The following is a 25,273-nucleotide window of genomic DNA, read 5'->3' on the forward strand; positions in this document are numbered from 1 at the left end:
AGTATCTGTAAATACTGACTTTTCCCAAGCGGAGAATTTCTAATGACTAAATTGGCTTTTGTATTTCCGGGACAGGGATCGCAAACTGTTGGCATGTTGGCTGAGTTGGCGGCCAGCTATCCTCAAGTACAGCAAACTTTCGCCGAAGCCACTGATGCACTCGGTTATGACTTATGGAAACTGGTGCAGGAAGGTCCGGAAGCTGACCTGAATGCCACTCATCGTACCCAACCTGCACTACTGGCCGCCAGCGTAGCCATCTGGCGGGTATGGCAGTCGTTAGGGGGGCAACAACCCGCTATTTTGGCTGGTCATAGTCTGGGAGAGTATTCAGCATTGGTGTGTGCCGGTGTGATGGATTTTGCCGATGCTATCAAACTGGTACAACTGCGTGGCGAATTGATGCAGCAAGCCGTCCCCGCCGGTACCGGAGCCATGTACGCGATTATTGGCCTGGATGATGATAAGGTTATTCAGGCTTGTGAGCAGGCGGCGCAAGGGAATGTAGTTTCTGCGGTGAATTTCAACAGTCCCGGACAGGTCGTGATTGCCGGTGAAACTGAGGCAGTGGCCAGAGCCGGTGAAGCTTGCAAAGCCGCGGGTGCTAAGCGCGCGCTGCCACTGGCTGTCAGTGTGCCGTCTCATTGCGCCCTGATGAAACCCGCGGCAGAGAAGCTGGCTGTGGCGTTGGCAAATCTTGAGCTTAATACACCTGTCATTCCGGTAGTAAATAATGTCGATGTGGCTATGCCCACCGAACCAGAACTGATTCGTGATGCCTTAGTGCGACAACTCTACAGTCCGGTACGTTGGACCGAATCGGTACAAAAGTTGGCTGAAATGGGGGCTGAAACTGTATTGGAAGCCGGACCTGGAAAGGTGCTTGCCGGGCTAATTAAACGTATTGATAAGAACCTGCAGGTTGATGCTATTAACACGCCGGATTCAATTAAAGCATTCGTATAAGAAGGATGATCAAATGTCTGAATTACAAGGCAAAGTTGCATTAGTAACGGGCGCCAGCCGTGGTATAGGTAAAGCCATTGCCGAAAAACTGGCGGCCCAAGGGGCTACAGTGATCGGAACGGCCACCTCTGAAAGTGGTGCGGCAGCCATCAGCGAGTATCTGGGCAGCAGCGGCAAGGGGCTGGCGTTAAATGTCACTGACACTGCCCAACTGGACGCCTGTCTGGAACAAATTCGCAGCGAATTCGGTGAGATTGATATTCTTGTCAATAATGCCGGTATCACACGCGACAATCTGCTGATGCGCATGAAAGACGATGAATGGCTGGATATTATGGAAACCAACCTGACCTCTATATTCAGGTTATCCAAAGCCGTAATGCGCGGTATGATGAAAAAGCGGGCCGGGCGGATCGTGAATATTGGTTCGGTAGTGGGTAGCTCTGGTAATCCTGGTCAAGCTAACTATGCAGCGGCAAAAGCCGGTGTTATCGGTTTTTCCAAGTCCCTGGCCCGTGAAGTGGCGTCCAGAGGTATTACAGTCAACACCGTGTCGCCCGGCTTTATCGACACAGATATGACTAAAGCCTTGACGGATGAACAACGTGAAGCCATCTTCAAGGATATTCCGGCCAATCGTCTGGGAAGTCCGGAAGAAATTGCGGCTACGGTAGCGTTTCTGGTGTCAGATGGCGCTGCGTATATCACAGGTGAAACAATTCATGTCAATGGTGGCATGTTTATGGCTTGATTATGTAGCCAACTGCAGTAATCTTACGTATTTGTGCAGGTAACTTTCCTGTACCTGTTAATGTTTGTTAATTGAGCGCATTTGTGGTTTGACCAGAAAAAAACTTCATACTCTTGCTTGCAAGGCCTGAAGTTGCAAAATAAACTACTGCCAAATTCACATCTAGCCTCACTTTAAGGGAAAACTAGAATTATGAGTAATATCGAAGAACGCGTAATTAAAATCATCGTAGAACAATTGGGCGTTAAAGAAGAAGAAGTTAAGCCTGAAGCGTCCTTCGTTGATGATCTGGGTGCGGATTCTCTTGATACCGTTGAGCTGGTGATGGCACTGGAAGAAGAGTTTGATACTGAGATTCCAGATGAAGAAGCTGAGAAGATCACTACTGTTCAATCTGCTATCGATTACATCAACGCTCACAAAGACGCGTAAGTAAATTGAAATCAACGGCTCGTTCAGAGCCGTTTCTTTTCCTACCATATAAAGACTATATCCCCTGCGGAGGCCATAGTGTCAAAACGTCGTGTTGTAGTAACAGGTCTTGGCATGCTTTCTCCTTTGGGTCTGGATAGCACTTCTACCTGGAATGCCCTGCTTCGGGGTGAAAGTGGTATCGGCAATATCGAAAGCTTCGATGTAAGCAGTTTCTCCACCCGTTTTGCCGGGGCGGTGAAAGGATTCGATGTTGAGCAGTACATGCCCAAAAAAGAAAGCAAGAAGATGGATCTGTTTATCCAGTATGGAGTCGCTGCAGGAATGCAGGCGCTCAAGGATTCAGGCTTGCAAATTACCGAGGCCAATGCTGGTCGGGTAGGGGTTGCGGTGGGCTCAGGCATTGGTGGACTGGGATTGATTGAGGAAAATCACAGTAAACTGCTGGCATCCGGGCCGCGCAAAATATCACCCTTTTTTGTGCCATCTACCATCACTAATATGATTTCGGGCTTTCTGTCTATTATGGAAGGTCTGAAGGGCCCCAATCTGAATATTGTGACTGCCTGTACCACAGGCGTACATAATATTGGTATTGCCTTTCGCACTATCGCTTATGGTGACGCCGATGCCATGTTGGCCGGTGGCGCCGAAGCGGCCATCACGCCACTGGGATTAGGTGGCTTTGCTGCAGCCAGGGCACTGTCGTCCAGAAATGATGATCCCAAGGCCGCCAGTCGTCCGTGGGATAAAGACCGGGATGGTTTTGTTATGGGAGATGGTGCCGGCGTGGTGATGCTAGAAGAATATGAGCACGCCAAAGCCCGTGGTGCAAAAATTTATGCCGAACTGGTTGGTTTTGGAATGAGTGGCGATGCTTACCATATGACCTCACCACCTGAGGAAGGCCAGGGCGCTGCGGCTGCCATGGTGCATGCATTAGCTGACGCCGGTGTCAATGCCGAACAGGTTGGCTATATCAATGCTCATGGCACCTCGACACCGGCAGGCGATGTGGCAGAAGCCAAAGCGGTTAAGTCAGTGTTTGGTGCTGCAGCCAACAAGGTTCTGGTGAGCTCTACCAAGTCCATGACCGGCCACCTGTTAGGCGCAGCGGGCGCAGTAGAAGCGATATTTACTACTTTGTCCCTGGCGCACCAGGTGGTGCCACCAACCATCAACCTGGATAACCCGGATGAAGGCTGTGATTTAGATTTTGTACCTCATACCGCAAGAGATGTGCAGATGGATTATGCCTTGTGTAACTCATTTGGCTTTGGCGGTACAAACGGCTCTTTGCTGTTTAAGAAAATCTAAGCGCTTAACAAGTTAAACAAAGCCTGTTAGTTTCTGACAGGCTTTTTTTTTGCTACAGGTAATTGATCCCGCTATGACAGCCAACATGCTGATTAACGGTCAGCCACATACCCACTTACCCGCTGCCGATCGCGCCTTTCAATATGGAGACGGCGTTTTTACCACCATAAGGGTAAAAGAAGGCATGCCTGAATTCTGGCCACTGCATAAACAGCGCCTGCAGCAGGGGCTTGAGCGTTTGGGTATGGTATTTAGTCAATGGCAGCAAGTGAGTCAATCTGTGCATGACCTGGCGAGCACTCATGTCGGTGCTGTGGTGAAAGTGCTGATCAGTCGCGGAGAGGGAGGACGCGGCTATCTGCCGCCACAGCAGATGCAGGCAAATTGGATAGTCAGCCAGCATCCTTTGCCCGAACATTACGCTGATTGGCGCTTACAAGGTATTAGCTTGGGCCAGTCTGAGATCCAACTGGCGAGACAGCCACTTCTGGCTGGCATCAAACACTTAAATCGTCTGGAGCAGGTGCTGATTCGCCAGCATGTACATCAACAGGGATGGGATGACGCACTAGTGTGCGACACAGATAACATGTTGGTGGAAACCTCAGTTGCCAACCTGTTCTGGCAGCTTGGTCATTGCTGGTATACGCCGGATCTGCAGTTTGCCGGCGTGGAGGGCGTGATACGCCGACTCCTGATTGACCATCTGCAACATAAAGGGCATCAGGTTCACCAGGTTCGCGCAACATCTCAGGTACTGATGCAAGCCTCTTCTGTGTTGATATGCAATAGTTTGATGGGGATTGTGCCCGTCAGGCAAATTGGTGAGCAAGTATATCCAATGGATACCGCCAGGCAGCTAAATAAGGAATGCTTCGGTGAGCAGAATTAGCATTTTTACCAAGGCCGTTGTTTTATCTGTCGTCTTTGTGGCGGTAGTCTGCGGCTATTGGGGATATCAGCAATTTATCCAAACCGTCCACCAACCGCTTAATATCAGTCAGCCAAGTCTGTATCAGCTTAAGCGTGGGCAGCATCTTAACCACTTGGTGAATCAACTTCAGCAATATGGACTGGAGCAGCAATGGCCGGTCAAAGTGTTAGTTAAACTGCAACCAGAATTGGCCAATATTAAAGCGGGCACTTACGAGTTGCTGCCCGGCATGAGTTTGCATCAGGTGTTACAACTGTTGGCCAGTGGCAAGGAAAAGCAGTTTGAGCTGCGTCTGGTGGAAGGCTTTCGCTGGCGGGACTGGCAGCAACAGATCCAACAGCACCCGCATTTGTATAGCGATAACATAGATAAGTTAACCGAGCGGTTATCGCCTCAGGGCGCTAGCCTGGAGGGTTGGCTGATGCCTGATACCTATCATTTCACCCATGGTACGGATGCGACTACGCTGGTCAAACGAGCGTACCAGCACATGCAGGATTTCCTGCAACAGCAATGGCAAAACCGCAAGGCAGATTTGCCATATGCCAGCCCTTATGAAGCCCTGATAATGGCGTCCATCGTGGAAAAGGAAACCGGGCTTGCTGCCGAGCGCCCCAGAATCGCAGCGGTGTTTGTTAATAGGTTAAAGCGCAATATGCGCCTGCAGACAGACCCAACGGTAATTTATGGTATGGGAGATCAATTTGATGGCAATATCCGCCGCGAAGATTTACGCACGGCCACCCCTTACAACACTTATGTGATTAAGGGCCTGCCACCTACACCTATTGCCATGGTCAGTCGTGAAGCCCTGATCGCTGCGCTGAACCCAATAGAAAGCGAGGAGTTGTACTTCGTGTCACGCAATGATGGTAGTCATGTGTTCTCTACCAACCTTGCCGATCATAATGCAGCAGTGCGACAATACCAACTGAACCAATAGGTTGAGCATAAGCTGACTACCTACAAACCAAATGAGAGCCCATGTCAGGGAAATTTATTGTTATTGAAGGCCTGGAAGGGGCTGGTAAAAGTTCGGCCATCAAGGTGGTCAAGCAGTGTATTGAGCAGGCTGGCCATTCCCTTGTTTGTACCAGGGAGCCAGGTGGTACGCCCATGGCGGAAGCCATTCGTGAAGTGGTAAAACATGACTGGCAGGAACATGTCACCACAGAGGCTGAGCTATTGCTGATGTATGCTGCCAGGGTGCAATTGCTGGAAAATGTAATTAAGCCGGCGCTTAATGAGGGGCGCTGGGTGTTAGGAGATCGCCATGATTTATCATCCCAGGCCTATCAGGGCGGCGGACGACAAATTCCAGACAGTTTGCTGCAAAACCTGCGCGCCATCAGCCTGAAAGACTTTAAGCCTGCATTGACCCTGTATCTGGATGTTGATCCAGCCATTGGCTTGCAAAGAGCCCGCGGGCGGGGCGAGTTGGATCGCATCGAACAGTCCGGACTGGAATTTTTTACCCGTACCCGGGCTAAGTATTTGCAACTGGCCTCTTTGGACAACAGTATTATTGTCATAGATGCCATGCAAGCGATGGCCAAAGTGCATGATGATATTCGACAGGCCGTAACTGGCTTTTTATCATGAGCTATCCCTGGTTTGACACACTTTTTCAGCAGCTAACCGACAGAGCGAGGCATGCACGTTTGCACCATGCTCTGTTGATGCTGGGCCCCAAAGGCTTGGGTAAAACCGCGCTGGCCAGAGATTTTGGCGCTTATTTGCTTTGCCAAAACCCGCAGTCAGAACGCTGTGGCCAGTGTCAGGCATGCCATTTGGTTGATGCTGGCAGCCACCCGGATTTACACCAAATTCAGAGTGAAAAACAAATCGGCGTTGATGATATCCGCAGTGCAATAGAGAAGCTCAGCGGAAAATCGCAACTGCGTGGTGCCAAAGTCCTGGTCATTCATCAGGCTGACAGTATGACCGAGTCTGCCGCCAATGCTTTACTGAAAACACTGGAAGAGCCAACCCCACAAACTTATATGCTGCTGACGGCCAGCAGTGCCCAGCGTCTGTTACCAACGATTAAAAGTCGCTGTGAAAAATTGCTTTTACCACAAGCGACGCATCAACAGACCAGTCAATGGATGTCCAGTCAGTATCAGGGCGAGATAGAACCACAATTGTTAGCCATGTATGGTGCCTGCCCGTTAACCTTGCTTGAATTGTTAAACGAGCAAGGGGGCAACAGGTATGGCGAATTTATTGACAATTTACAACAGGTTATAGAGAGCCAGCAGAGTAGCCTGGAGATGGCTCAGCAATGGCAGGAAAATCCGGGCAGATTGCTGGAGTGGCTGCAGCACTGGCTGTTAGAAACATTGAAAAACGGCAAGATACCGCAGGACGCTGCCTGGACTTTGAATAGCCGGTGCTTAGCTGCCTGCCGCGCTGTTTCCAACGCAGGTTTGAACAAAGTATTAATGTTGTCTGAACTGCTGAGCGCATTTCGAATTCTGAGGAGTTAACGTTGTTTATCGATTCCCACTGTCATCTGGACAGACTGGATAAGTCACCACAGCAATTACAAGAACTGGTGCAGCGTGCCAGGGACCGCGGTGTTAAGCATTTTTTATGCGTTTGTGTGGCCGTCAATGAGTATGAAACCATGCTAGAGACGGTGAAGGATTTTTCTGATGTGTCGGTATCATGTGGAGTGCACCCGCTGCATCAGGAAGACGTTTGCAGTTACGAAGAGTTACTGAGTATGGCCAGTCGCGAAGAGGTGGTGGCCATTGGTGAAACCGGCCTGGACTACCATTACAGCCCGGATACTAAGGCGATTCAGCAACAGTCTTTTATTGACCACATCAAGGTAGCAAACAAGCTGAACAAGCCGCTGATTATTCATACCCGTGATGCCAGGCAAGACACCATCGCATTGCTAAAACAATACAAAGCGCCGCATACCAAAGGGGTGTTACATTGTTTTACCGAAGATCTAGCCATGGCCCGGCAAGCAATAGAATTGGGCTTGTATATATCGATTTCCGGGATAGTCACCTTTAAAGCCGCCACTGAACTGCAGGACGTGGTCAGACAAATACCGATGGAGCGATTGCTGATTGAAACAGATTCACCCTGGCTGGCACCTGTGCCTTATCGAGGCAAACCCAACGAGCCAGCGTATGTAAAAGAAGTTGCCCAGTTTATTGCCGATCTTAAAGAAATTCCTGTGCAGACATTGGCAGATGCCACTACCTACAACTTCTATCAATTGTTTGAGCGTATTTCGGCCACTTGATAAGCGCACAGCAACACACCATATGCATCTTAGCCATGGATGGCGGTTGGTTTTTGTTCCTGCTCTTTTAGCCACAAGACCATAAAGTTATTTTTCTTGTGCTGATTAAAAATAAATAACCCGAAATTTAAATCATGTCGTTTATAGGGGGAAAACCCATGTTAAAGGACATCAATGATGAGAGTTTCCCCAGTATCTTGTGCAATGGCAATTCTGTTAATTAGTGCTTGTGCCAATGAACCAGAGCAGCCAGAACAAGTTAACCAAACAGAGCTGGCTCAGCCAACCAAAGTGCCACTGCAGTCCAGGCATCGTGCTGAACAGAAAATGGCGGTAGCCGGAGCAATGATGCATGACATGGCACTGTCACAACATCTTTACTTGCCACCGAATAATGTCATTACTGAGAAATACCTTGAAACACCGGAAAACGGTCTGTTCGTTACCAATGAACAGCCAGTTTCGACCTTTTCCATTGATGTAGATACCGGTAGCTACACCAATATCAGAAGAATGCTCAATCACGGCCTGTTGCCACCAGCTGATGCTGTGCGTGTCGAAGATTTTATCAATTACTTTGATTACCACTACGCCCCGGCCGCATCAGGGCAGACCTTTAATCTGGACACGCAATTGGCCTTGTCACCCTGGAACAACGGGCGGCATTTGCTGAAAATCAGTCTGATGGGCAGTCAACCCGAAGCGCAATGGCAAAAGCCTGCTAATCTGGTCTTTCTGGTGGATGTTTCCGGTTCAATGAAGGCTCCGGATAAATTGCCGTTGCTGATCCAGAGTCTGCGCCTGCTGACCAGCCAATTGGACAAACAAGATAAGGTCAGCATTGTGACCTACGCAGGGCAGAGTAATACCTTGCTGGCGTCGGCTTCGGGCGACCAACAGCTGCAGATTATGCAAGCGTTGGACAGCCTTAGTGCTGGCGGTTCGACCAACGGTGAAGGTGGTATTCGTCAGGCCTATCACCTGGCCAGAGCCAACTTTATCCAGGAGGGTGTTAACCGAGTGATATTAGCCACCGACGGCGACTTCAATGTGGGAATATCGGATCTTGAGCAGCTTAAAGACCTGATTCGTCAGCAACGACAAAGTGGTGTGGCCCTTACCACACTAGGCTTTGGCAGCGGCAATTATAACGATGCCCTGATGGAGAGCTTATCCAACTTGGGCAATGGTCAGCATGCCTATATCGATAACATTAATGAAGCCCGCAAAGTGCTGATAGATGAGCTGTCTGCCAGTATGGAAATCATCGCCAGTGACGTAAAAATCCAGGTGGAATTTAACCCTGCCGTCGTCGCAGAGTATCGCCTGGTGGGCTATCAGAATCGTATGTTGGCCAGGGAAGATTTCAATAATGATCATGTTGATGCCGGAGAGGTGGGGGCTGGTCACAGAGTCACCGCTTTATATGAGCTGGCGCTGACCACGTCAGATATCCGCCAGGTTGACCCGCTTCGCTATGCAGAAAACAATCAGGCGACATCCTTTTCCAATGAGCTGGCACAGATTAAACTCAGATATAAGCAGCCCGGCAATAATGCCAGCCAACTGCAAAGCACTATTGTCTCTCTGCAAGACCACAGTCGCGAAGTCGATGGCGATTTTGCCTTTGCCGCCGCGGCGGCGGGTTTTGCCCAACTGTTAAAAGGTGGCAAATATATGCAGCACACCGGTTTTGCCGATATTCTGCAGCTTGCTGAGCGGGGAAAAGGGCAGGATAGCCACGGTTACCGCAGTGAGTTTATCCGTCTGGTACGCAGTGCCGACGCTCTGACGACATCTCAGGCTGGCACTTTATAGAGACAAGATATGCAATTCGCCCGTAGTACTGCCAGTCACAATCCGACGCCGATTCAGGTTCAGTCCGATGAGCAACTTATGCTGGCCTACGGGCAGGGGGAAATACAGGCTTTTAGTCAGCTTTATGCCAAACACAAAGACCCTCTTTGGCGTTTTTTTATACGTCGTGGTATGCCTACAGACTGCGCCGAGGAGTTAATGCAGGAAGTATGGCAGCGGGTGATTCAATCTGCTGCCCATTATCAGGCCAATGCACGTTTTACGACCTGGCTTTATCAGATTGCGCGTAATCTACTTATCGATAAGCATCGCTTGGCGCATCGCCAGTTCAAATTGGTCACCGAACATTTTGACGACGAGGACTGTTCCGCCAATGAACCTGAACAGTTGGTACAAAGCGCCAGGCAGGCCCAAATGCTTAGAAAATGCTTGGCTAAGTTACCCGCCTTGCAATTGGATACCTTCTTGCTGAAAGAAGAAGCAGGACTGAAATTAGACCAAATAGCCCAGGTGATGGACTCTGCAGTAGAGGCTTGTAAGAGCAGAATGCGCTATGCCGTGGCAAACTTGATTGCATGTCTGGGAAAACACGGTGAAAAATCATGACAGTGCAGGATGAAAAACAGCTGACTGCTTTATATCAGATGTTAGGCAAAGAAAGCTCCCCCGCTAAACTGGACAGTAAAATTCTGGCCATGGCCGAAGCGAATCTATCTGACCGCTCTGACACCCAAATGAACATTACAAACAGGCCTACATTTGGACGCAAGTGGCGCTGGCCCCTGTCAGGTCTGGTAACGGTTTTGTTGGTGAGCGTAATAATGGTTCACCAATACTTTTCTCCTTTGCAAAAAATACCGCCGCATATGGAGTCGGCTCAACCAGCCAGCCCAGGTTTCATGCAAATGCCTGCCTTGATAAGGGAACAAGATCCGGTTGAGTCAAAACGGCAAAGATTTAGCGACGTTGAAGCAGAGGCGCAAAGTGCAGGGGACGTGAATTTTCATGAGGATATGCATGCTAATAAGGTCGAGATAATCCAAAACGCCGCACAATGGCGGATTCAATTACAAGCAATCGACAAACTGCTATCTGATGGAAAAACCGAGGAGGCCAGAACAGCGTTAACCAAGCTTGTCTCGCAATCGCCGTCTGTTGCAGCACATTTGTCAGACAGGCATCTTCAGCTACTTGATAGGCCAAGATAACGGATCTACGTATGTATTTATGCACAGCACGGGATAACGTTTGTAATATTTGACTGATAAGTTGATGATGATTTGCTGAAATTCAATTGTTTAAAAGGATAGAAACACTTATGAAGAAATTATTCCTGACGGTTTTCTTTACTGCGTCTCTTAGTGCCGCCCCCCAGCAGTTGCCCAATAGCCAACTACTTGTCGACAACCCAGGTGTTTGGCAACACTATGAAATGGATTTAGGTCCGGTATTTGGTCGTTCAGATGTGTTGCTAGATGATACTGGTGAGAAAGTCATTACCTTTATGACGCTGCCCAGCAATGTTGACCCTGGCAAGTTGCATCAGATGCTCAATGGCATGCGTGATAGCTTTAAGGCACAAGGTGCAGAATATACCGATCATAAGTTAATGGTTAATGGGCAAGAGTTGCAGATGCTGAAAACGGTGATAAGCGCAGAAGGCGGGGTAGATCATAGAGTTTATGTTTTGCATGACAAACTTATGACCCTTATTTTGTTTCAAGTGGGCGACACCGATATTGACAAACCTGTATATCGTAACTTGATTGCGTCCTTATCCGCTCTGAAGTGACCATAAGCTGAAGGCTCAGAATACCCCTTTTATTTCAGGGGTATTTTTTTTACAATGCGCGCCGTTCAGAGCATCAACGGATGCTATTGGTTTAAGCTCCGGATTTACGTTCCGGCTCGCTGGAGAAAAGTTACATGTCTCAAGTCGTTGTCTGCGCGCTGTATAAGTTTGTCAGCCTGGAAAACTACCAAGAAATTCGCCAACCCCTGTATCAGTTTATGGAAAGTCAGGGGATCAAAGGCACCTTATTACTCGCTCACGAGGGCATTAATGGTACGGTATCCGGTAGCCGGGAAGCCATTGATAACTTGCTGAGCTGGCTAAACGCCGATGAGCGTTTGAACCCTATCAGTTATAAAGAATCCTTTGATAGCAGCCAACCGTTTCATCGAACCAAGGTTAAGTTAAAAAACGAAATCGTCACCATGGGCGTAGAAGGTATCGATCCTCGCCATACGGTGGGCACCTATGTAAAGCCGTCAGAGTGGAATGCACTGATTAGCGATCCTGATGTTATCACTATTGATACTCGCAACGACTATGAGATTGAGATTGGCACGTTCAAGCATGCGGTTAATCCCAACACTGAGACTTTTCGCGAGTTTCCACAGTATGTAAAAGAGCATCTGGACCCGTCTAAACATAAAAAAGTGGCGATGTTCTGTACCGGCGGTATTCGCTGCGAAAAATCCACGGCCTACCTTAAGGAACAAGGCTTCGAAGAAGTGTATCACCTGGAAGGCGGCATTCTTAAATACCTTGAAGAAGTCCCCAAAGAACAGAGCCTGTGGGAAGGTGACTGCTTTGTATTTGATAACCGTGTGGCGGTAAATCATGATCTTGAACGCTCCCACTATGATCAATGTTATGCCTGCAGGCTACCGATTACTGAGCAGGATAAACAAAGTGACCTGTACGAGTCAGGTGTCAGCTGCCCTAAATGTTATGGTAAGCACAGTGAAGAGCAGCTCGAACGTTTTCGTGAGCGCGAGAAGCAGGTGAATCTGGCCAGGGCCCGCGAGGAGGAGCACGTTGGTTCTGAAGCGCGTCTGGCGATGGAGCAGCGCCGCAAACAAAAGGCCGATGAACGCCGGGCCAGGGCATTAGCTGCCAATGCTGCCAGGAAAGCCGAACAGGCATAAAGTCTGGTTGTGGCAAAAGCAATTACAAGGGTAAACTAGGCCGATATGGTCCTAAACCGAGGAAGTGAAATGTCAGGACAAGCCTTAACCGAAACCCAGATTGCCGAAGTCCGCAAGGAGTTCGATTTTTTTGACAACGATCATAACGGCATGATTGATTTGGGTGAATTTATCGAATTACTTACCGTGCTTTCCCCCAAAACTAAGGTCAAGGTTGTGGAAGAGGCATTCAGTTTGATTGACGAGAATGCAGACGGCCATATTGATTTTGATGAATTTCTTGCCTGGTGGCAGCAGGGGTGGTGGGAATACTAATCCCTTAACTGATTAACACTGATAAAGGCGCTTGATGCGCCTTTTTTATGCCTGACAGAATGAAGCTTAGCAAATAGATTCTTAACGCGTTTTTTGACAGAGGGCGCTAAAAGCCTGGTTGGAGTATCGATCTGCCTGCAGAAACACTCTCTGGTAAATCAGGGAATCGGCATAAGACCTTGGTGGATGACGTTAGCTTAGTTAAGATACTGGCAACGCCCCCTATCTATTGAGTCATTTGGGAAAGATGTTAGGCATGGAAAAGGCAGTAAAGCGTCAATCATCTGTTCAACATTCAAACAAATTAGCTATTCCGTTAATACCCTGGCTGACGAGTTTGGCCCATTCGTTTATTGCTACGAGCACTAAATGGATGGTTTGGTGGTGAGTCAACTGGCTTTTTTCCTGGGACCTTGGTTAGTTGACCCTACGACAAACTGTATTAGTCAGCAAGAACGTTTGGTGCAGTTAGAGCCCAAAGCCATGGATGTTCTTCTTTGTCTCTGCAAGGCACAAGGCCAGGTGATAAGTGCCCAACAAATAGTGGTTAATTGTTGGGGTAGCAACGAAATTGGCGACAACTCGCTACATAAAGTGATTAACCAGTTGCGTCGAGCATTGGATGATAGTGCCAGTGCTCCCAGATTTATAGAGACAATTCGCAAACGGGGCTATCGTATACTGGCTGAGGTTCGTTCAGAGCAGCATGTCGCTAATGCACCTAAGCCGGAAGCCTGGCAGGGGGGCTGCCCATATCCTGGACTGGGTGCATATTCTACAACTGAAAGCAGCATATTTTTTGGCCGCACCAGGCAGACTGCCGCAGTACTTGACAGTGTTTCACGTCAAGTCGCACTTAACAAATCTCTTTGTGTCATTTTAGGGGCCAGCGGTACAGGGAAGTCATCTCTGATTAATGCCGGAGTGATACCAGTATTGCAGCGAGACCATGGGTATCAGGGGATTCGGGTAATGTCCTCTGCCACTCTGGATTTTGCCGAAACCTCTGCCTCAAGACTGTTTCTCGATATAGCTAGTGCGATGCTGGACTGGGAAATAGACGACAAACCAGTACTGTATGATAAAAGTGCACAGTGTCTGGCTGAAAGTTTAGTGTTGCATTCCTCTGAATTTCTTAAGGAATGTCAGCAGGTATTGACGGCTTCTGAGATCCAAACTGACAAAAAGCGTCTGCTTTTGTTTCTTGACCGTATTGAAGTATTGCTGTCACGGCCGGAATTCGAATCGTTACGGCAGCAATTTTTTGATGTGGTTAATTGGTTGGCATGCTCAGGACAACTTATTGTCATCTGTGCCTGCCGCAACGATTTCTATCCTTTACTGGCAAATCAACCTGTATTGATGTCGGTGAAAGCGTCAGGCGGCCATTTTGATTTGTTACCTCCCACCCGCTCTGAGCTGATGCAAATGATCAGAATGCCTGCCATGGTGGCTGGATTGAAATGGCAAACTGACGCAGGAAGTGCAATGTCTCTGGACGAAATGCTCTGTAATGATGCGGCGTCCCACCCTGATTCCCTGCCTATGCTTCAGTATAGTTTGCAGGAATTGTATCTTCATCGGGATAATAAAGACTGTATGTTGCTTTCGGTGTATCGGGAGTTGGGCGGTATCGAAGGCGCTATTGGCCGCAAAGCGGAGGAAGTTTATCAAAGTCTGCCCCAAGACCAACAACAGGCACTGGGATTTGTGCTGTGGCAACTGATTAGTCTCGGACAAGATGCCAAGACCGTCACCAGCCGCGCGGCGTTGTGGGGGCAGTTAGCCAATGGGCATCAAAAGGCCCTAGTCCAGGCTATGGTAGAAAGCCGTCTGTTTGTTTCCCACTTACTGCATCAACAACCCAGTTTCAGCCTGGCTCATGAGGCGTTGTTGCGCGGTTGGACAAGAGCAAAGGAATGGATTGCTGCGCATACCGACAGCCTGGTTGTGTTTTCGCGTTTGCAATTACAGGCAAGTCGTTGGCATAAAGAGCATCAAAACCCAGCTTTCCTTCTCCCTTCCGGCAAGCCCCTGGATGAAGCGTTAGCTTTGCAAGCCAATAGCTTGTTTAAACTGGATGAACCAAGTAAGGCCCTGATCAGGGCTTCGAAAAAACGTCAAACCCGTGGTCTGTGGATGGTACGGGCAACGTTGGCGATGTTTTGTCTGTTAACTCTGACATCCTTGTGGCTAAGCGTAAAAAGCCATAGAGCCGAAGAGTTGGCCATGCAAAGACGGCTAGAGGCCGAGAATCTGCTGGGTTTTATGGTGGGCGAATTTGCCGACAAACTGCGCAGTGTAAAACGTATGGACCTGTTGGACGGTATCAGCAATAAGGCCCTGGAGTACTTTAGTCTGCAGGCGGACATACCATTATCTGATACTCCCTGGCTGCGCCTGCCTGTATCCCAGCACAGCACAGCCAGTTTGCAATATGCAAAAACCCTGATGGCAATGGGGGAAGTGGCCTATTACCGGGCTAAGGAAGAAGAAGCCAGACAGGCTTTTAGTTCGGCACAAAAACTCTTTGTGAGCTTATTGGAACAAGCTAAAGATGTTCATTTGCTAAAGCAAGCTGGAGCGAACGCATTTTGGCTCGGTCAACTAGCCTATGATGCTGGCGAATGGCAACAAGCCGAGCAGCATTTTATGCAATATCTGCAATACAGCCAGGATATGCAGGCGCTGTCCCCCGGAGACCCGGATGCCTGGTTGGAACTGTCTTATGCACATAACTCACTTGGATCTTTATTGCTGGAGCGACACGACTACAAACAAGCTCAGACACATTTTGAACAGTCCTTAAAGCTGAAAGAGCGTGCTCTGAAGCTGTTACCTGATGATGCAACAATATTGATTGACCGGGCCGATACACTGTCCTGGTTGGCAACCACCCAAGAACACCTCGGTAAAATTGAAAATGCTATCGAACTACTGGAGATGGCGCAGCAAACCCTCAACTTGGTATTAACCTCAAGGCCTGATGATGCCGCAGTCATGGAAGGTTTGCTATATGGTAATCTCAAGCAAGCTGAGTTGCAGTCCTTTAAGGGGGACTTATTAGCATCATACCAGTTTGGTGACAAGGCCCTGCATTATGTCGAGCTGATGATTGAGCAAGATTCTGAAAATATGCTTTGGCAACAAGAGAGGCAATATTTATTGGCTATGCAACTCAGAAATGCAGCTGAAGGGAATTTTCAGATACGAAATGCCAGTGCGCAGGTATTCGCTCGCTCTTTACAAGAGGCTGCAGCTTCTGACACAGAGCCAGTTGCAATGAGATTAACCACTTGGTTAGAGGCAATACAATTTATGCAGCTTTCGGGTTTTTGGTCAGAAAGTGGAAAACTGATTGAGAAAGCCAGCGTTTTGGTTGTCACGGAACAAAACATAGAGAAGGCGTCAACCCTTCAGGATGTCGCCAAGTTGGCACTGTTAAAAGCCAGTCAGCACAAGCATTTCGGGCAAATAAACATGCAGAAAGTGGCCTGTGATGACGCGTTAAAGCTGTTAACTCCACTGGTTAGTAGTAGCAATCAAACCAGTCTTTTATGGCCATATGTTCAAGCGCACGCTTGTTTAAATAGCCTTGACCAGATTGCAGATAAAGTCTCAGAGTTTAATGAAATGAGTAATAGAAAATATCTTTTTTAACCAAAACATCAAGGAAATACCGAGTATGCCTTCAGCACCGAAATTTGTGTTTACACTGGAAGTTACCGTTGAGGATAACAATGCTACATTTTCATTTTTTGATGAAGGTGGACAGCCCAGCGATGGCTCTGTTGTTGTGACCATTCCCAATACCCAAATAGATTATGAGTTAATTAACAGCAATGGTTTCGTCTTTACTGCGCCAGAAATTACCAATGACGAAGATGGCGATCTAACCTGGCAACTTACCGAAGACAAACGCAAGATAATGATCACCGACACTGATGCTGACGATGAAGATATATGCTTACGTCTGGTGGTAGCCAAACAAGACGATCCTACTACAACCTTTATCAGCCCTGATCCACAGATTAAAAATCGCCACAGATAACACGTATGAGCCTCTGTTCTCTGCCTGAATGGAGGCTTCCTTTACCTGGTTGTAATAAATATCTTATTTTACAAAGGGTTATATTGGTAAGGTTGTCGGAAGGATGGGATTTCTATTTTTCGTTAAGGTGTTCAAAACCTAAACTGATAAATGAAATGTCATGTCCGATATCAGAAATGTAAATCAGGGATTGTCAGTCAAGTCTGATCATCAGACCCCGCAGCAGACGAATTCTCGTTTCTCAACACAAACCGATATTCAGTCACTTGAGCGGAATCTACTCAATCTGCATCAGTTTGTTAATGCCATTGCTGAGGCGGTATTTGTGATTAATAACCAAGGCGTAATTGAGATGCTCAATCCTCAGATGGCTTCCGTCTTGGCCCAGCCTAAGCAGAATCTTATTGGCCAGAAATGGCATCATTTGTTGCATGAAAACTATCGTTCCCAGTATCAACAACTTACGAATAGTTGGCAGGGAAGAAATACACTACCAATTACGCACGGTCCGGCAGAAGTTGTGTTAAATCGGGCGACAGGAGGTTGCATTGAGATTGATTTATCACTCTCCGTACTGCCAACGGAAATCTGTGCTGGTGAGCGTTTAATTCTTGGGGTGGTGCATAATCTTTCGCATTATAAGGCACAATATCAAGCTCTTAGAAAGCAGGCTTACACTGATTGTCTGACCGGCTTGGCAAATCGCCACCATCTGCAGGAAAGCCTTGCGCTAATCTGGGGCGAAAGTGTCTCAAACCAACAGCCACTAAGTCTTATCATCATAGATATTGATTATTTCAAAGCTTTTAACGACAAATATGGACATGTTAATGGTGACCGCTGTTTGAAAAGCATCGCTCAGGTAATAAAAGCGCAACTTCCAGCGAGAGACTGTCTGGCAGCAAGGTACGGCGGTGAAGAGTTTGTTGTACTGATGCCACGCTGTCATTTGCAGGATGCTGAGTTGCTGGCAAAGAACATACAAAGTGCCGTGAGCCGACTTGAGTTTGCCCGGTTGGGGCTTCCCGCATCAACCCAGGTGACTGTAAGCCAGGGGGTAGCTTGTGAGTTTAATGGCCAATTCCGCACTGCGGAAGCATTGTTGTGTGCTGCAGATACCGCGCTTTACAGAGCAAAAAATGAGGGACGTAACCGTATTAGCTTATGTTTCTGATGTGTCTGACTTAAGCCTCCACCGGCACGGCAAACAATACCACTAAAAGCATTAAAACCGCCAAACAAAGAAACGCCAATGCTTGATTGGCTTTTTTGGTTTCGTGGCTTGCCAAGCGGGCGGCAATCAGTGCCTGTAGCATATAATAAAATGCAAAAGCCTTTGACGCATAGGTAACTAGTTGGAATATGTTACTGCTCCATAGTAATGCAATCGACAAGGCCGTAATAACCGGGTAGAGACGTCGGGCGGGTAGATGGTGGCGGCTTTCTTTCTCCACCACGCCGCCGGCACCAATAGTATCAGCAATAGCGGCACTGAACTGACTCATGGCTGCAGCAATCACTAATAGTACTGGCAGGATCAGGGTTATTTGACCTGACAGCGCTATAATGGCGGTTTCGTTGGGTTCGCTGCCAACAAACTGGCTCATAAGCGGCATCGCCAATACCACAAAACTAATGTAAATGGCTGCCGCCAGTCGCTGGGCTAAAATCATGGACTGCATGCGAACCTTGGCAGGATACTCGGAACCAAGATACTTTGATGTTTCAAACCCTTGCACAATCAATAGCATACCACCTAACTGCGCGAGGGACTGAGCCAGGTTTTGATTGGGCGCAGTAAGCCCTGCCAGGCTGTACCCCTGGCCAATATCATGCCAGATTAGTCCAGCCAGCAGGGCAACAATAATGGCCAGCTTGATACTCACTGAATAGGTTTCTAACTTCTCCAGGCCGTGCAAGCCTTTAAACAGACCGTATATGCCAATCCCGGCAAGCACCAAAGTGGCCAACACATCGGCATTAAATTCGCTGTAGATATCCAGGCCGGTGAGCACAAAGCCCGCCATCAGGCGAATATAAAAGGTGATGGAAATAACATATGCAAATGCCAGGGCAACATCGGCAAAACGGTCCAGACCCATACGCAAAGGGTCGGGCGGTTGAGCCTGACTTTGTGTTTCCTCCCATTCCATCGTAAAGCGCATGGCATGGCCCAGCCACAGTGACAGCAAACAGATGACAAGGATGGCCAACCAGGCCCAATGGCCAGCAATATTGGCCAGCAAGGGTACGACCACCAAAAAGCCACTACCAATAATAGAAGCCAGAGGTGTGACGGTGGCTTGCCAGAAAGTGGATTGTCTGACGTTAGGGCGAAACATCAGGTACAACAATATGGCTGTCAGTACAATCAACACAGCGTCCAGTAAACTGAAATCTCTGGGCTGGATGCTTGGCATGCCGCACTCCCTGGAACTAGTGGGGGAAAGGTTAACGCTTGTATAGTACTTTAATGAGATGGTAACCAAACTTGGTTTTTACCGGACCTTGTACCTCCAGCTCAGGACCATTAAAAACCGCTTTATCAAAAGTTGGGGCCATTTGACCCTGGTTAAATTCTCCCAGGTCGCCGCCACGCTTGGCCGAAGGGCAAAGTGAGTGTTTCTTGGCTAATTGTTGAAAGTTGGCACCTTGTGCCAGTTGCTTTTTTAAAGCCAGGCATTCCTGCTCAGTTTTGACCAGAATATGCAATGCGGCGGCTTTTCTTGGCATGCTGTTTCTCTTTTATTTAAGCTGTGGCGGCGATTATCTATTAAGGTGGATAGCAGATTCAAATGTCAGGCTAGATTCTTACAACTCTGCAGCAGCTCCGCCAGCAGTGAATCGTCATTCAGCGCACGGCCAATGGCAACACCACCGACCATCAGTACGGCTTGCTGCAGTGCCTTCTCACGATCTAAGCCCGATGATTCCAGCATATTGATCATGCCCTGGAAAATGCGGGTATAGGTATTTTTAATTTGTTCGTCTTGTTTGCCAATATCTGTGACCAGAAACGCCAGCGGGCAGCGACGATTAAGTCCTTTTACATGTTCCTCAGATAAATACGCACTGGTTAACTCACAGGTACTAAAACCATTGGGCAAACTGCGAACGCTGTTTCTGGCTGAGGCAAGAATTGCCTCGCTGTAAAGCGCTGACTTGGAGGTGAAATGGGCGTAAAAGGCGCCTCTGGTCAGATTGGCATTGTGCATGATCTGGTCAATGCTGACCTTGTCAAAGCCCTCTGTGGTAAAGAGTTTTGCTGCGCTGCTCAAAATGCGCTCTCGTGTTTGCTGCTTATGCGTTGGTTGCCAGGCCATAGTGATTCCTTGCCATAAATATGTTCTTGAACATATTTATGGGTTTTCTAAGCTGATGCAAGGTAATCAACAACAAGGAATCTTCATGACACCCGTACATATTTATTCTGTGCCATTCAGTAGTTTTGGCCGTGTCGTACAATTGGTCTGCGAGCAAAAAGGCATTTCCTACAGCATGGGGTTGGAAGTGGCAGGTATGAATGTAGAGTTTAAGGGTGAGCAACATGCTAATTGGCACCCTTATAGCAAGATGCCGGTACTACTGATTGGCGATCAGGTGTTGTGCGAATCCGCCACCATCATACGTTATCTTGATAATGCCTATCCCGGTCCCGAATTGCAGCCCACTGACCCCTGGCTACGAGCGAAACTGGATGAGAAGGTGCAACTGCTGTCTACCTACATAAATCATGCCCTGATCAAAGACTATATTTTGGAACTGATTTTCCCCAAAGGGCAGGACGGTGCACCCAGATTGGATGTAATGGCAGCCAACAAACCTGCAGCATTAAAGGCACTATCTTTGCTGGAAAGCTGGTTGGCGGAGGGCGACTATCTGTTTGGCAACAGTTTCAGCTTGGCTGACGCCATGGCACTGCCGTCGCTGTACTATGTAACGCAGTTGCAGGAGCCGTTCAATCTACTATCTGCCGACAGTGTGATAGGGCCCTATGTGCAACGTATGAAAGATAAATACCCTGCTTGTCAAAAAGTGTTGGTGCCGAAGCAGCCATCCTAATTCAGCTGTACTTCCAGCAACAAAAAAGGCGCTCATTGAGCGCCCTTTTTATCAGTATTTAACTGACATTATGCACCTAACGCGGTGCGGGCATCGGTATAGGTCAGTCCCAATTTACTACCCAGGGCATCAACCACCGCTTTATAAGTGACTTTGCCTTCATGCACATTCAGGCCGTTAAGCAGGTGCACATCGTCCAGCATGGCTTGCTTAGGACCTTTGTTGGCCAGTGCCAGACCAAACGGCAGGGTCGCATTGTTCAGTGCCATGGTGGATGTACGCGCAACACCGCCTGGCATGTTGGCCACACAATAGTGCACAACACCGTCAACGACATAGACGGGATCCTGGTGGGTAGTGGCACGGGCGGTCTCGAAGCAGCCGCCTTGGTCAATCGCCACATCTACTACGACTGAGCCTTCTTTCATATTGCGAATATGCTCGGCCGTCAGCAATTTAGGCGCAGCGGCACCAGGAATAAGCACGGCACCAATCACCAGATCGGCCTTAGATGAATAATGCTCAATGGCATCGACGGTGGAGAATACGGTTTTTAACTGACCACGGAAGATATCGTCCAACTCACGCAGACGCGGTAAAGAGCGATCCAGTATAGTCACATCGGCACCCAGGCCGATCGCCATCTTGGCAGCATTAGTACCAACCACGCCGCCACCTACAATCAACACCTTACCCGGGGCAACACCTGGTACACCACCAAGTAGCGTACCGCTGCCGCCGTGGGCTTTTTCCAGATAATGGGCACCGGCCTGAATAGACATTCGGCCAGCAACTTCAGACATAGGCGCCAGCAATGGCAAGCCATTGCGTGAATCGGTTACGGTTTCATAGGCGATACAGGTGGCACCGGAGGCAATCAGCAGTTCTGTTTGCGTTGGATCAGGTGCCAGGTGCAGATAAGTGTATAGCGTTTGCCCTTTGCTCAGCATTTTACATTCGTTGGGCTGAGGCTCTTTGACCTTTACGATCATCTCGGCTTTGTCGAAGATACTCTCTGCGCTATCGCTGATGGTTGCGCCTGCGGCAATATACTGATCGTCGGTAAAGCCAATGGCGGTGCCCGCATCTTTCTGCACCAGCACAGCATGGCCGTGGGTAACAAATTCTTTCACTGCGGCTGGCGTCAGGCCAACACGGTATTCATGGTTTTTTATTTCTTTAGGTACACCGATCAACATAATTCTGTTCAACCTTTGCGGGAAAAATAGGTTGTGAAGTATATGCAAAGATTTACAGAAGAGTGTGCTGAAGAATTGTTAACGGCAGGATATAATGCTGCGAAAAGTGCAGTGAGAAGATAATCGTATGCTGGTAAAAACCCCCAAACACCTGGATCGTATCGACCGTAATATACTGGTTGAGTTGCAAAAAGATGGCCGACTTTCCAACATTGAACTATCCCGCCGGGTCGGTTTAAGTGCCACCCCCTGTTTAGAGAGGGTAAGGCGTTTGGAGCAACAAGGCTATATTAGTGGCTACCATGCCAGGGTGGATCCCACCAAGCTGGGCGCTGCCATGTTGGTGTTTGTGGAGATTACCCTGACGAAAACATCCACCGATATCTTTGCAGAATTTTCTTCTGCGGTTCGTAAGTTGGACGATATTCAGGAATGTCATCTGGTGGCAGGAGATTTTGATTTTTTGTTAAAAGCCCGGGTGGCAGATATGTCCAGTTATCGAAAGTTGTTGGGAGATACCTTGCTGGGGCTGCCTGGCGTTAGTGAGTCACGTACCTATGTGGTGATGGAAGAAGTGAAACATACCGGTGCGATTAAAATTAACCTGAAGTAATGGCTGTATCTGCCAGTACTTGTTGGTATCTGACGACATCTTGAACAAGATTTGCGCAGCAAATAAAAATACTGGCAATAAAAACAGGGTTTATGTACTGCCAAGCTAGGATTTTAGCAACGTGGCTGGTATCTTTGCACAGTGTTTGCAGTGGCAATTTTTATAATAAATAGATGATGATGGCGCGACTCTCTGGTATCCAAAGGATCATGGAAGTGGGCATGATAGTGTGCAGTATGTTTGCACTCTACCTGTTGCTCGCTTTGGCTTCGTTCGACCCTGCTGACCCTAGCTGGAGCCAGGCAGGGTTTCGCGATGACGTACAAAATGCAGCCGGAGCCATTGGTGCCTGGTTTGCTGATATTCTGCTCAACAGTTTTGGCTATATTGCCTATGTGTTTCCCTTCGGTATTGCGCTATTGGGCTGGTTTTTGTTCCAGCAAACCAAGAACTTGCTCGAGCTGGACTATCTCACCATCGGCTTAAGACTGATTGGTTTTATTCTTTCCATTGTTGGCGCTACCGCGCTGTTCAGCCTGAATGCCGACGATATTTACGTGTTTTCTGCCGGTGGTTTTGTGGGTGATGCTATTAGCGGTCGCTTGCTCCCTTACTTTAACCTGGCGGGTACAACTCTGTTGTTGTTGTGTTTTTTATGCACCGGCCTGACGTTGATGACGGGTATTTCCTGGTTACTGCTGATTGATCACTTGGGTGACTGGGCGATAAGCGGGGTCAAATGGCTGGGCAGACTGCCCTCCATACTGCAGGGCATGCAGGTGCCAACACTGCCTAAACGTAAACACAACGATAACGATATGGTGGAGATGGCGGACAAGCCTAAATCTGAGTCTGTTGCTGAAGAAGCGCCTCCCTGGGGAGCGACACCGGTCCCGCGACGTGAGCCGGTTATTGAACCGGTATTCAGTCTGGATAATGACGAAGACTTTGATATGGGGGAGGTGCCATTGTTTGACGAGCCGGCTCCTGCACCCAAGCCCGCTCCAGTGAAAACCAAGAGCGATAAAACTAAGCCCAAAACCCTGGCTGAGCTGGAAGAAGAATTCGCTGTGGAGGGGGAAAGGCCGTCTTTTATGCTGCTCGATCGCCCGGACAAGGTGAAAAATCCCATTTCTCCGGAAGAGTTGGAAGCGGCATCCCGGTTGGTGGAAGCCAAACTGCAGAACTTCAGCATTGAAGCTAAGGTGGTTGGGGTGTATCCCGGCCCGGTGATTACCCGATTTGAATTGGATTTAGCGCCAGGGGTGAAGGTTGCCAAAATCTCTTCCCTGGCCAAAGACCTGGCCAGGGAGCTTTCCGCTATTTCTGTGCGCGTGGTGGAGGTGATTCCGGGTAAGTCTGTTATTGGTCTTGAGCTGCCGAATAAGCATCGTGAAATGGTGCGATTATCCGAAGTAATCGAGTGTGATGTGTTTCAAAACTCCACGTCCAATCTGACCATGGTGCTGGGCAAAGATATTGCCGGTAAACCTGTGGTGGTGGACCTGGCCAAGATGCCACACCTGCTGGTGGCAGGTACCACAGGCTCAGGTAAGTCTGTTGGGGTAAACGTCATGATTCTGTCGTTGCTGTATAAATCCAGCCCCGAAGACGTGCGGATGATTATGATCGACCCGAAGATGCTAGAACTGTCTGTATATGAAGGCATTCCTCATTTACTGGCCGAAGTGGTCACGGATATGAAAGAAGCGGCCAACGCCTTGCGCTGGTGTGTAGGGGAAATGGAGCGGCGTTACCGCCTGATGTCTGCATTAGGGGTGCGTAACCTTAAGGGCTATAACACTAAGATCGCTGATGCCATTGAAGCAGGCGAGCCCATCAAAGACCCGCTCTGGAAACCCGAGCAGAGTATGGAGCCTGAAGCGCCGGATTTAGAAAAGCTGCCCAGCATTGTGGTGGTGGTAGACGAATTTGCCGACATGATGATGATCGTGGGTAAGAAAGTCGAAGAACTGATTGCCCGGATAGCGCAAAAAGCCAGGGCTGCGGGGATTCATCTGGTGTTGGCAACACAGCGCCCGTCAGTGGATGTGATTACCGGTTTAATTAAAGCCAATATTCCCACCCGTATTGCATTTCAGGTTTCATCTAAAATTGATTCCCGCACCATTTTGGACCAGCAAGGTGCCGAAGCCCTGTTAGGGCAGGGCGATATGCTGTATCTGCCCCCCGGAACCGGCGTACCGACCCGCGTACATGGCGCCTTTGTGGATGATCATGAAGTGCATGCCGTAGTGGCAGACTGGAAGAAGCGCGGTAAGCCTAATTACATTGATGAGATTTTAAGTGGCGAAGGCAGTACCGAAGTGCTGTTACCCGGTGAGCAGGCCGAAGGCGAAGATGCAGAATCCGACCCCTTGTATGACGATGCGGTATCTTTTGTGACGCAAAGTCGCCGGGCTTCGGTATCCAGTGTGCAACGGCAGTTCAGAATAGGCTATAACCGGGCTGCCCGTATCGTCGAACAAATGGAAATGAGTGGTGTGGTCAGTGCCCAGGGGCACAATGGCAACCGGGAAGTATTGGCACCACCGCCAGTATGAACCAATTTAAACCTGTCAGGACCCGATTAATGACCTGTTCAGTTTAAGCTCA

At 48.6% G+C, this 25,273-nt stretch carries 24 protein-coding genes and 2 pseudogenes; 22 read left to right on the forward strand and 4 right to left on the reverse strand.

Annotated elements, in window-relative coordinates; translation table 11 throughout:
- Nucleotides 1-42 precede the first annotated feature (42 nt).
- The 18 genes from fabD to CSR04_RS05965 all read left to right on the forward strand — a co-directional run bounded on the left by fabD (nucleotide 43) and on the right by CSR04_RS05965 (nucleotide 17,957).
- Entirely contained in the window at nucleotides 43-966 is a 924-nt protein-coding gene (gene fabD, locus CSR04_RS05880; RefSeq protein ID WP_102795316.1) for an ACP S-malonyltransferase, read from the forward strand.
- Nucleotides 967-979: 13 nt separating this feature from the next.
- On the forward strand, nucleotides 980-1,717 hold the full coding sequence (gene fabG, locus CSR04_RS05885; protein ID WP_102795317.1) for a 3-oxoacyl-ACP reductase FabG: 738 nt from the start codon (nucleotides 980-982) through the stop codon (nucleotides 1,715-1,717).
- Nucleotides 1,718-1,909: 192 nt separating this feature from the next.
- Nucleotides 1,910-2,149: an acyl carrier protein gene (gene acpP / locus CSR04_RS05890; RefSeq protein ID WP_102795318.1), complete on the forward strand. Its 240-nt coding sequence runs from the start codon at nucleotides 1,910-1,912 to the stop codon at nucleotides 2,147-2,149.
- Between the two features lie 78 nt (nucleotides 2,150-2,227).
- Complete coding sequence (fabF, locus tag CSR04_RS05895) at nucleotides 2,228-3,466, forward strand: beta-ketoacyl-ACP synthase II (protein WP_102795319.1); 1,239 nt, start codon at nucleotides 2,228-2,230, stop codon at nucleotides 3,464-3,466.
- A gap of 73 nt (nucleotides 3,467-3,539) precedes the next feature.
- Entirely contained in the window at nucleotides 3,540-4,358 is an 819-nt protein-coding gene (pabC, locus tag CSR04_RS05900; RefSeq protein ID WP_102795320.1) for an aminodeoxychorismate lyase, read from the forward strand.
- A complete protein-coding gene (gene mltG / locus CSR04_RS05905) occupies nucleotides 4,354-5,343 on the forward strand; it encodes an endolytic transglycosylase MltG (protein WP_102795505.1) in 990 nt (329 codons plus the stop codon). The genes pabC and mltG overlap by 5 nt, the downstream gene beginning before the upstream one ends.
- A 41-nt stretch (nucleotides 5,344-5,384) precedes the next feature.
- Nucleotides 5,385-6,002, forward strand: coding sequence for a dTMP kinase (gene tmk, locus CSR04_RS05910; RefSeq protein ID WP_102795321.1), 618 nt, complete (start codon nucleotides 5,385-5,387; stop codon nucleotides 6,000-6,002).
- Nucleotides 5,999-6,889: a DNA polymerase III subunit delta' gene (gene holB / locus CSR04_RS05915; protein ID WP_102795322.1), complete on the forward strand. Its 891-nt coding sequence runs from the start codon at nucleotides 5,999-6,001 to the stop codon at nucleotides 6,887-6,889. Before tmk ends, holB begins: the two co-directional genes overlap by 4 nt.
- 2 nt (nucleotides 6,890-6,891) lie before the next feature.
- Nucleotides 6,892-7,665: a TatD family hydrolase gene (locus CSR04_RS05920; RefSeq protein ID WP_102795323.1), complete on the forward strand. Its 774-nt coding sequence runs from the start codon at nucleotides 6,892-6,894 to the stop codon at nucleotides 7,663-7,665.
- 204 nt (nucleotides 7,666-7,869) lie between these two features.
- The gene (locus tag CSR04_RS05925) at nucleotides 7,870-9,483 is read left to right on the forward strand and encodes a vWA domain-containing protein (RefSeq protein ID WP_245921396.1); all 1,614 of its coding nucleotides are present in this window, start codon (nucleotides 7,870-7,872) and stop codon (nucleotides 9,481-9,483) included.
- Between the two features lie 9 nt (nucleotides 9,484-9,492).
- A complete protein-coding gene (locus tag CSR04_RS05930) occupies nucleotides 9,493-10,089 on the forward strand; it encodes a sigma-70 family RNA polymerase sigma factor (RefSeq protein ID WP_102795325.1) in 597 nt (198 codons plus the stop codon).
- Nucleotides 10,086-10,691, forward strand: a complete 606-nt coding sequence (locus CSR04_RS05935; protein ID WP_102795326.1) for a hypothetical protein — start codon at nucleotides 10,086-10,088, stop codon at nucleotides 10,689-10,691. Before CSR04_RS05930 ends, CSR04_RS05935 begins: the two co-directional genes overlap by 4 nt.
- A 110-nt stretch (nucleotides 10,692-10,801) precedes the next feature.
- Nucleotides 10,802-11,275: a hypothetical protein gene (locus CSR04_RS05940; RefSeq protein WP_102795327.1), complete on the forward strand. Its 474-nt coding sequence runs from the start codon at nucleotides 10,802-10,804 to the stop codon at nucleotides 11,273-11,275.
- A 134-nt stretch (nucleotides 11,276-11,409) separates the two neighbouring features.
- Nucleotides 11,410-12,417, forward strand: coding sequence for an oxygen-dependent tRNA uridine(34) hydroxylase TrhO (gene trhO / locus CSR04_RS05945; RefSeq protein WP_102795328.1), 1,008 nt, complete (start codon nucleotides 11,410-11,412; stop codon nucleotides 12,415-12,417).
- A gap of 69 nt (nucleotides 12,418-12,486) precedes the next feature.
- Entirely contained in the window at nucleotides 12,487-12,732 is a 246-nt protein-coding gene (locus CSR04_RS05950; protein WP_102795329.1) for an EF-hand domain-containing protein, read from the forward strand.
- Nucleotides 12,733-13,101: 369 nt separating this feature from the next.
- Nucleotides 13,102-16,392 (forward strand): nSTAND1 domain-containing NTPase, encoded by a 3,291-nt coding sequence (locus tag CSR04_RS05955; RefSeq protein WP_102795330.1) that lies wholly within the window; start codon nucleotides 13,102-13,104, stop codon nucleotides 16,390-16,392.
- A gap of 25 nt (nucleotides 16,393-16,417) precedes the next feature.
- The gene (locus CSR04_RS05960; RefSeq protein ID WP_102795331.1) at nucleotides 16,418-16,783 is read left to right on the forward strand and encodes a DP-EP family protein; all 366 of its coding nucleotides are present in this window, start codon (nucleotides 16,418-16,420) and stop codon (nucleotides 16,781-16,783) included.
- A 160-nt stretch (nucleotides 16,784-16,943) separates the two neighbouring features.
- Nucleotides 16,944-17,957, forward strand: coding sequence for a sensor domain-containing diguanylate cyclase (locus tag CSR04_RS05965; RefSeq protein ID WP_102795332.1), 1,014 nt, complete (start codon nucleotides 16,944-16,946; stop codon nucleotides 17,955-17,957).
- Nucleotides 17,958-17,967: 10 nt separating this feature from the next.
- On the opposite strand, the gene CSR04_RS05970 is transcribed toward CSR04_RS05965, so the two are convergent.
- The 3 genes from CSR04_RS05970 to CSR04_RS05980 form a co-directional block, all read right to left on the reverse strand.
- Nucleotides 17,968-19,203, reverse strand: coding sequence for an APC family permease (locus CSR04_RS05970; protein WP_102795333.1), 1,236 nt, complete (start codon nucleotides 19,201-19,203; stop codon nucleotides 17,968-17,970).
- 31 nt (nucleotides 19,204-19,234) lie between these two features.
- Entirely contained in the window at nucleotides 19,235-19,516 is a 282-nt protein-coding gene (gene ppiC, locus CSR04_RS05975) for a peptidylprolyl isomerase PpiC (RefSeq protein WP_102795334.1), read from the reverse strand.
- Nucleotides 19,517-19,581: 65 nt separating this feature from the next.
- Nucleotides 19,582-20,106: a TetR/AcrR family transcriptional regulator gene (locus CSR04_RS05980; RefSeq protein ID WP_102795335.1), complete on the reverse strand. Its 525-nt coding sequence runs from the start codon at nucleotides 20,104-20,106 to the stop codon at nucleotides 19,582-19,584.
- An 85-nt stretch (nucleotides 20,107-20,191) separates the two neighbouring features.
- Here CSR04_RS05980 and CSR04_RS05985 point away from each other — a divergent pair, with 85 nt between their 5' ends.
- Nucleotides 20,192-20,845, forward strand: a complete 654-nt coding sequence (locus CSR04_RS05985) for a glutathione S-transferase family protein (RefSeq protein ID WP_172449246.1) — start codon at nucleotides 20,192-20,194, stop codon at nucleotides 20,843-20,845.
- A 68-nt stretch (nucleotides 20,846-20,913) separates the two neighbouring features.
- Here CSR04_RS05985 and ald read toward each other — a convergent pair whose 3' ends face one another.
- Complete coding sequence (gene ald, locus CSR04_RS05990; RefSeq protein ID WP_102795337.1) at nucleotides 20,914-22,044, reverse strand: alanine dehydrogenase; 1,131 nt, start codon at nucleotides 22,042-22,044, stop codon at nucleotides 20,914-20,916.
- Between the two features lie 127 nt (nucleotides 22,045-22,171).
- Between ald and lrp the strand changes: the two genes are divergently transcribed.
- The 3 genes and pseudogenes from lrp to CSR04_RS06000 all read left to right on the forward strand — a co-directional run.
- A complete protein-coding gene (lrp, locus tag CSR04_RS05995; protein ID WP_102795338.1) occupies nucleotides 22,172-22,657 on the forward strand; it encodes a leucine-responsive transcriptional regulator Lrp in 486 nt (161 codons plus the stop codon).
- A gap of 236 nt (nucleotides 22,658-22,893) precedes the next feature.
- Nucleotides 22,894-23,313: pseudogene (locus CSR04_RS25490) on the forward strand (DNA translocase FtsK 4TM domain-containing protein); the annotation flags it as partial.
- 3 nt (nucleotides 23,314-23,316) lie between these two features.
- Nucleotides 23,317-25,221 (forward strand): annotated as a pseudogene (locus CSR04_RS06000) (DNA translocase FtsK); the annotation flags it as partial.
- Nucleotides 25,222-25,273: the final 52 nt, after the last annotated feature.

This window comes from Bowmanella denitrificans (genome assembly GCF_002887595.1).
Taxonomy (GTDB): Bacteria; Pseudomonadota; Gammaproteobacteria; order Enterobacterales; family Alteromonadaceae; genus Bowmanella; species Bowmanella denitrificans.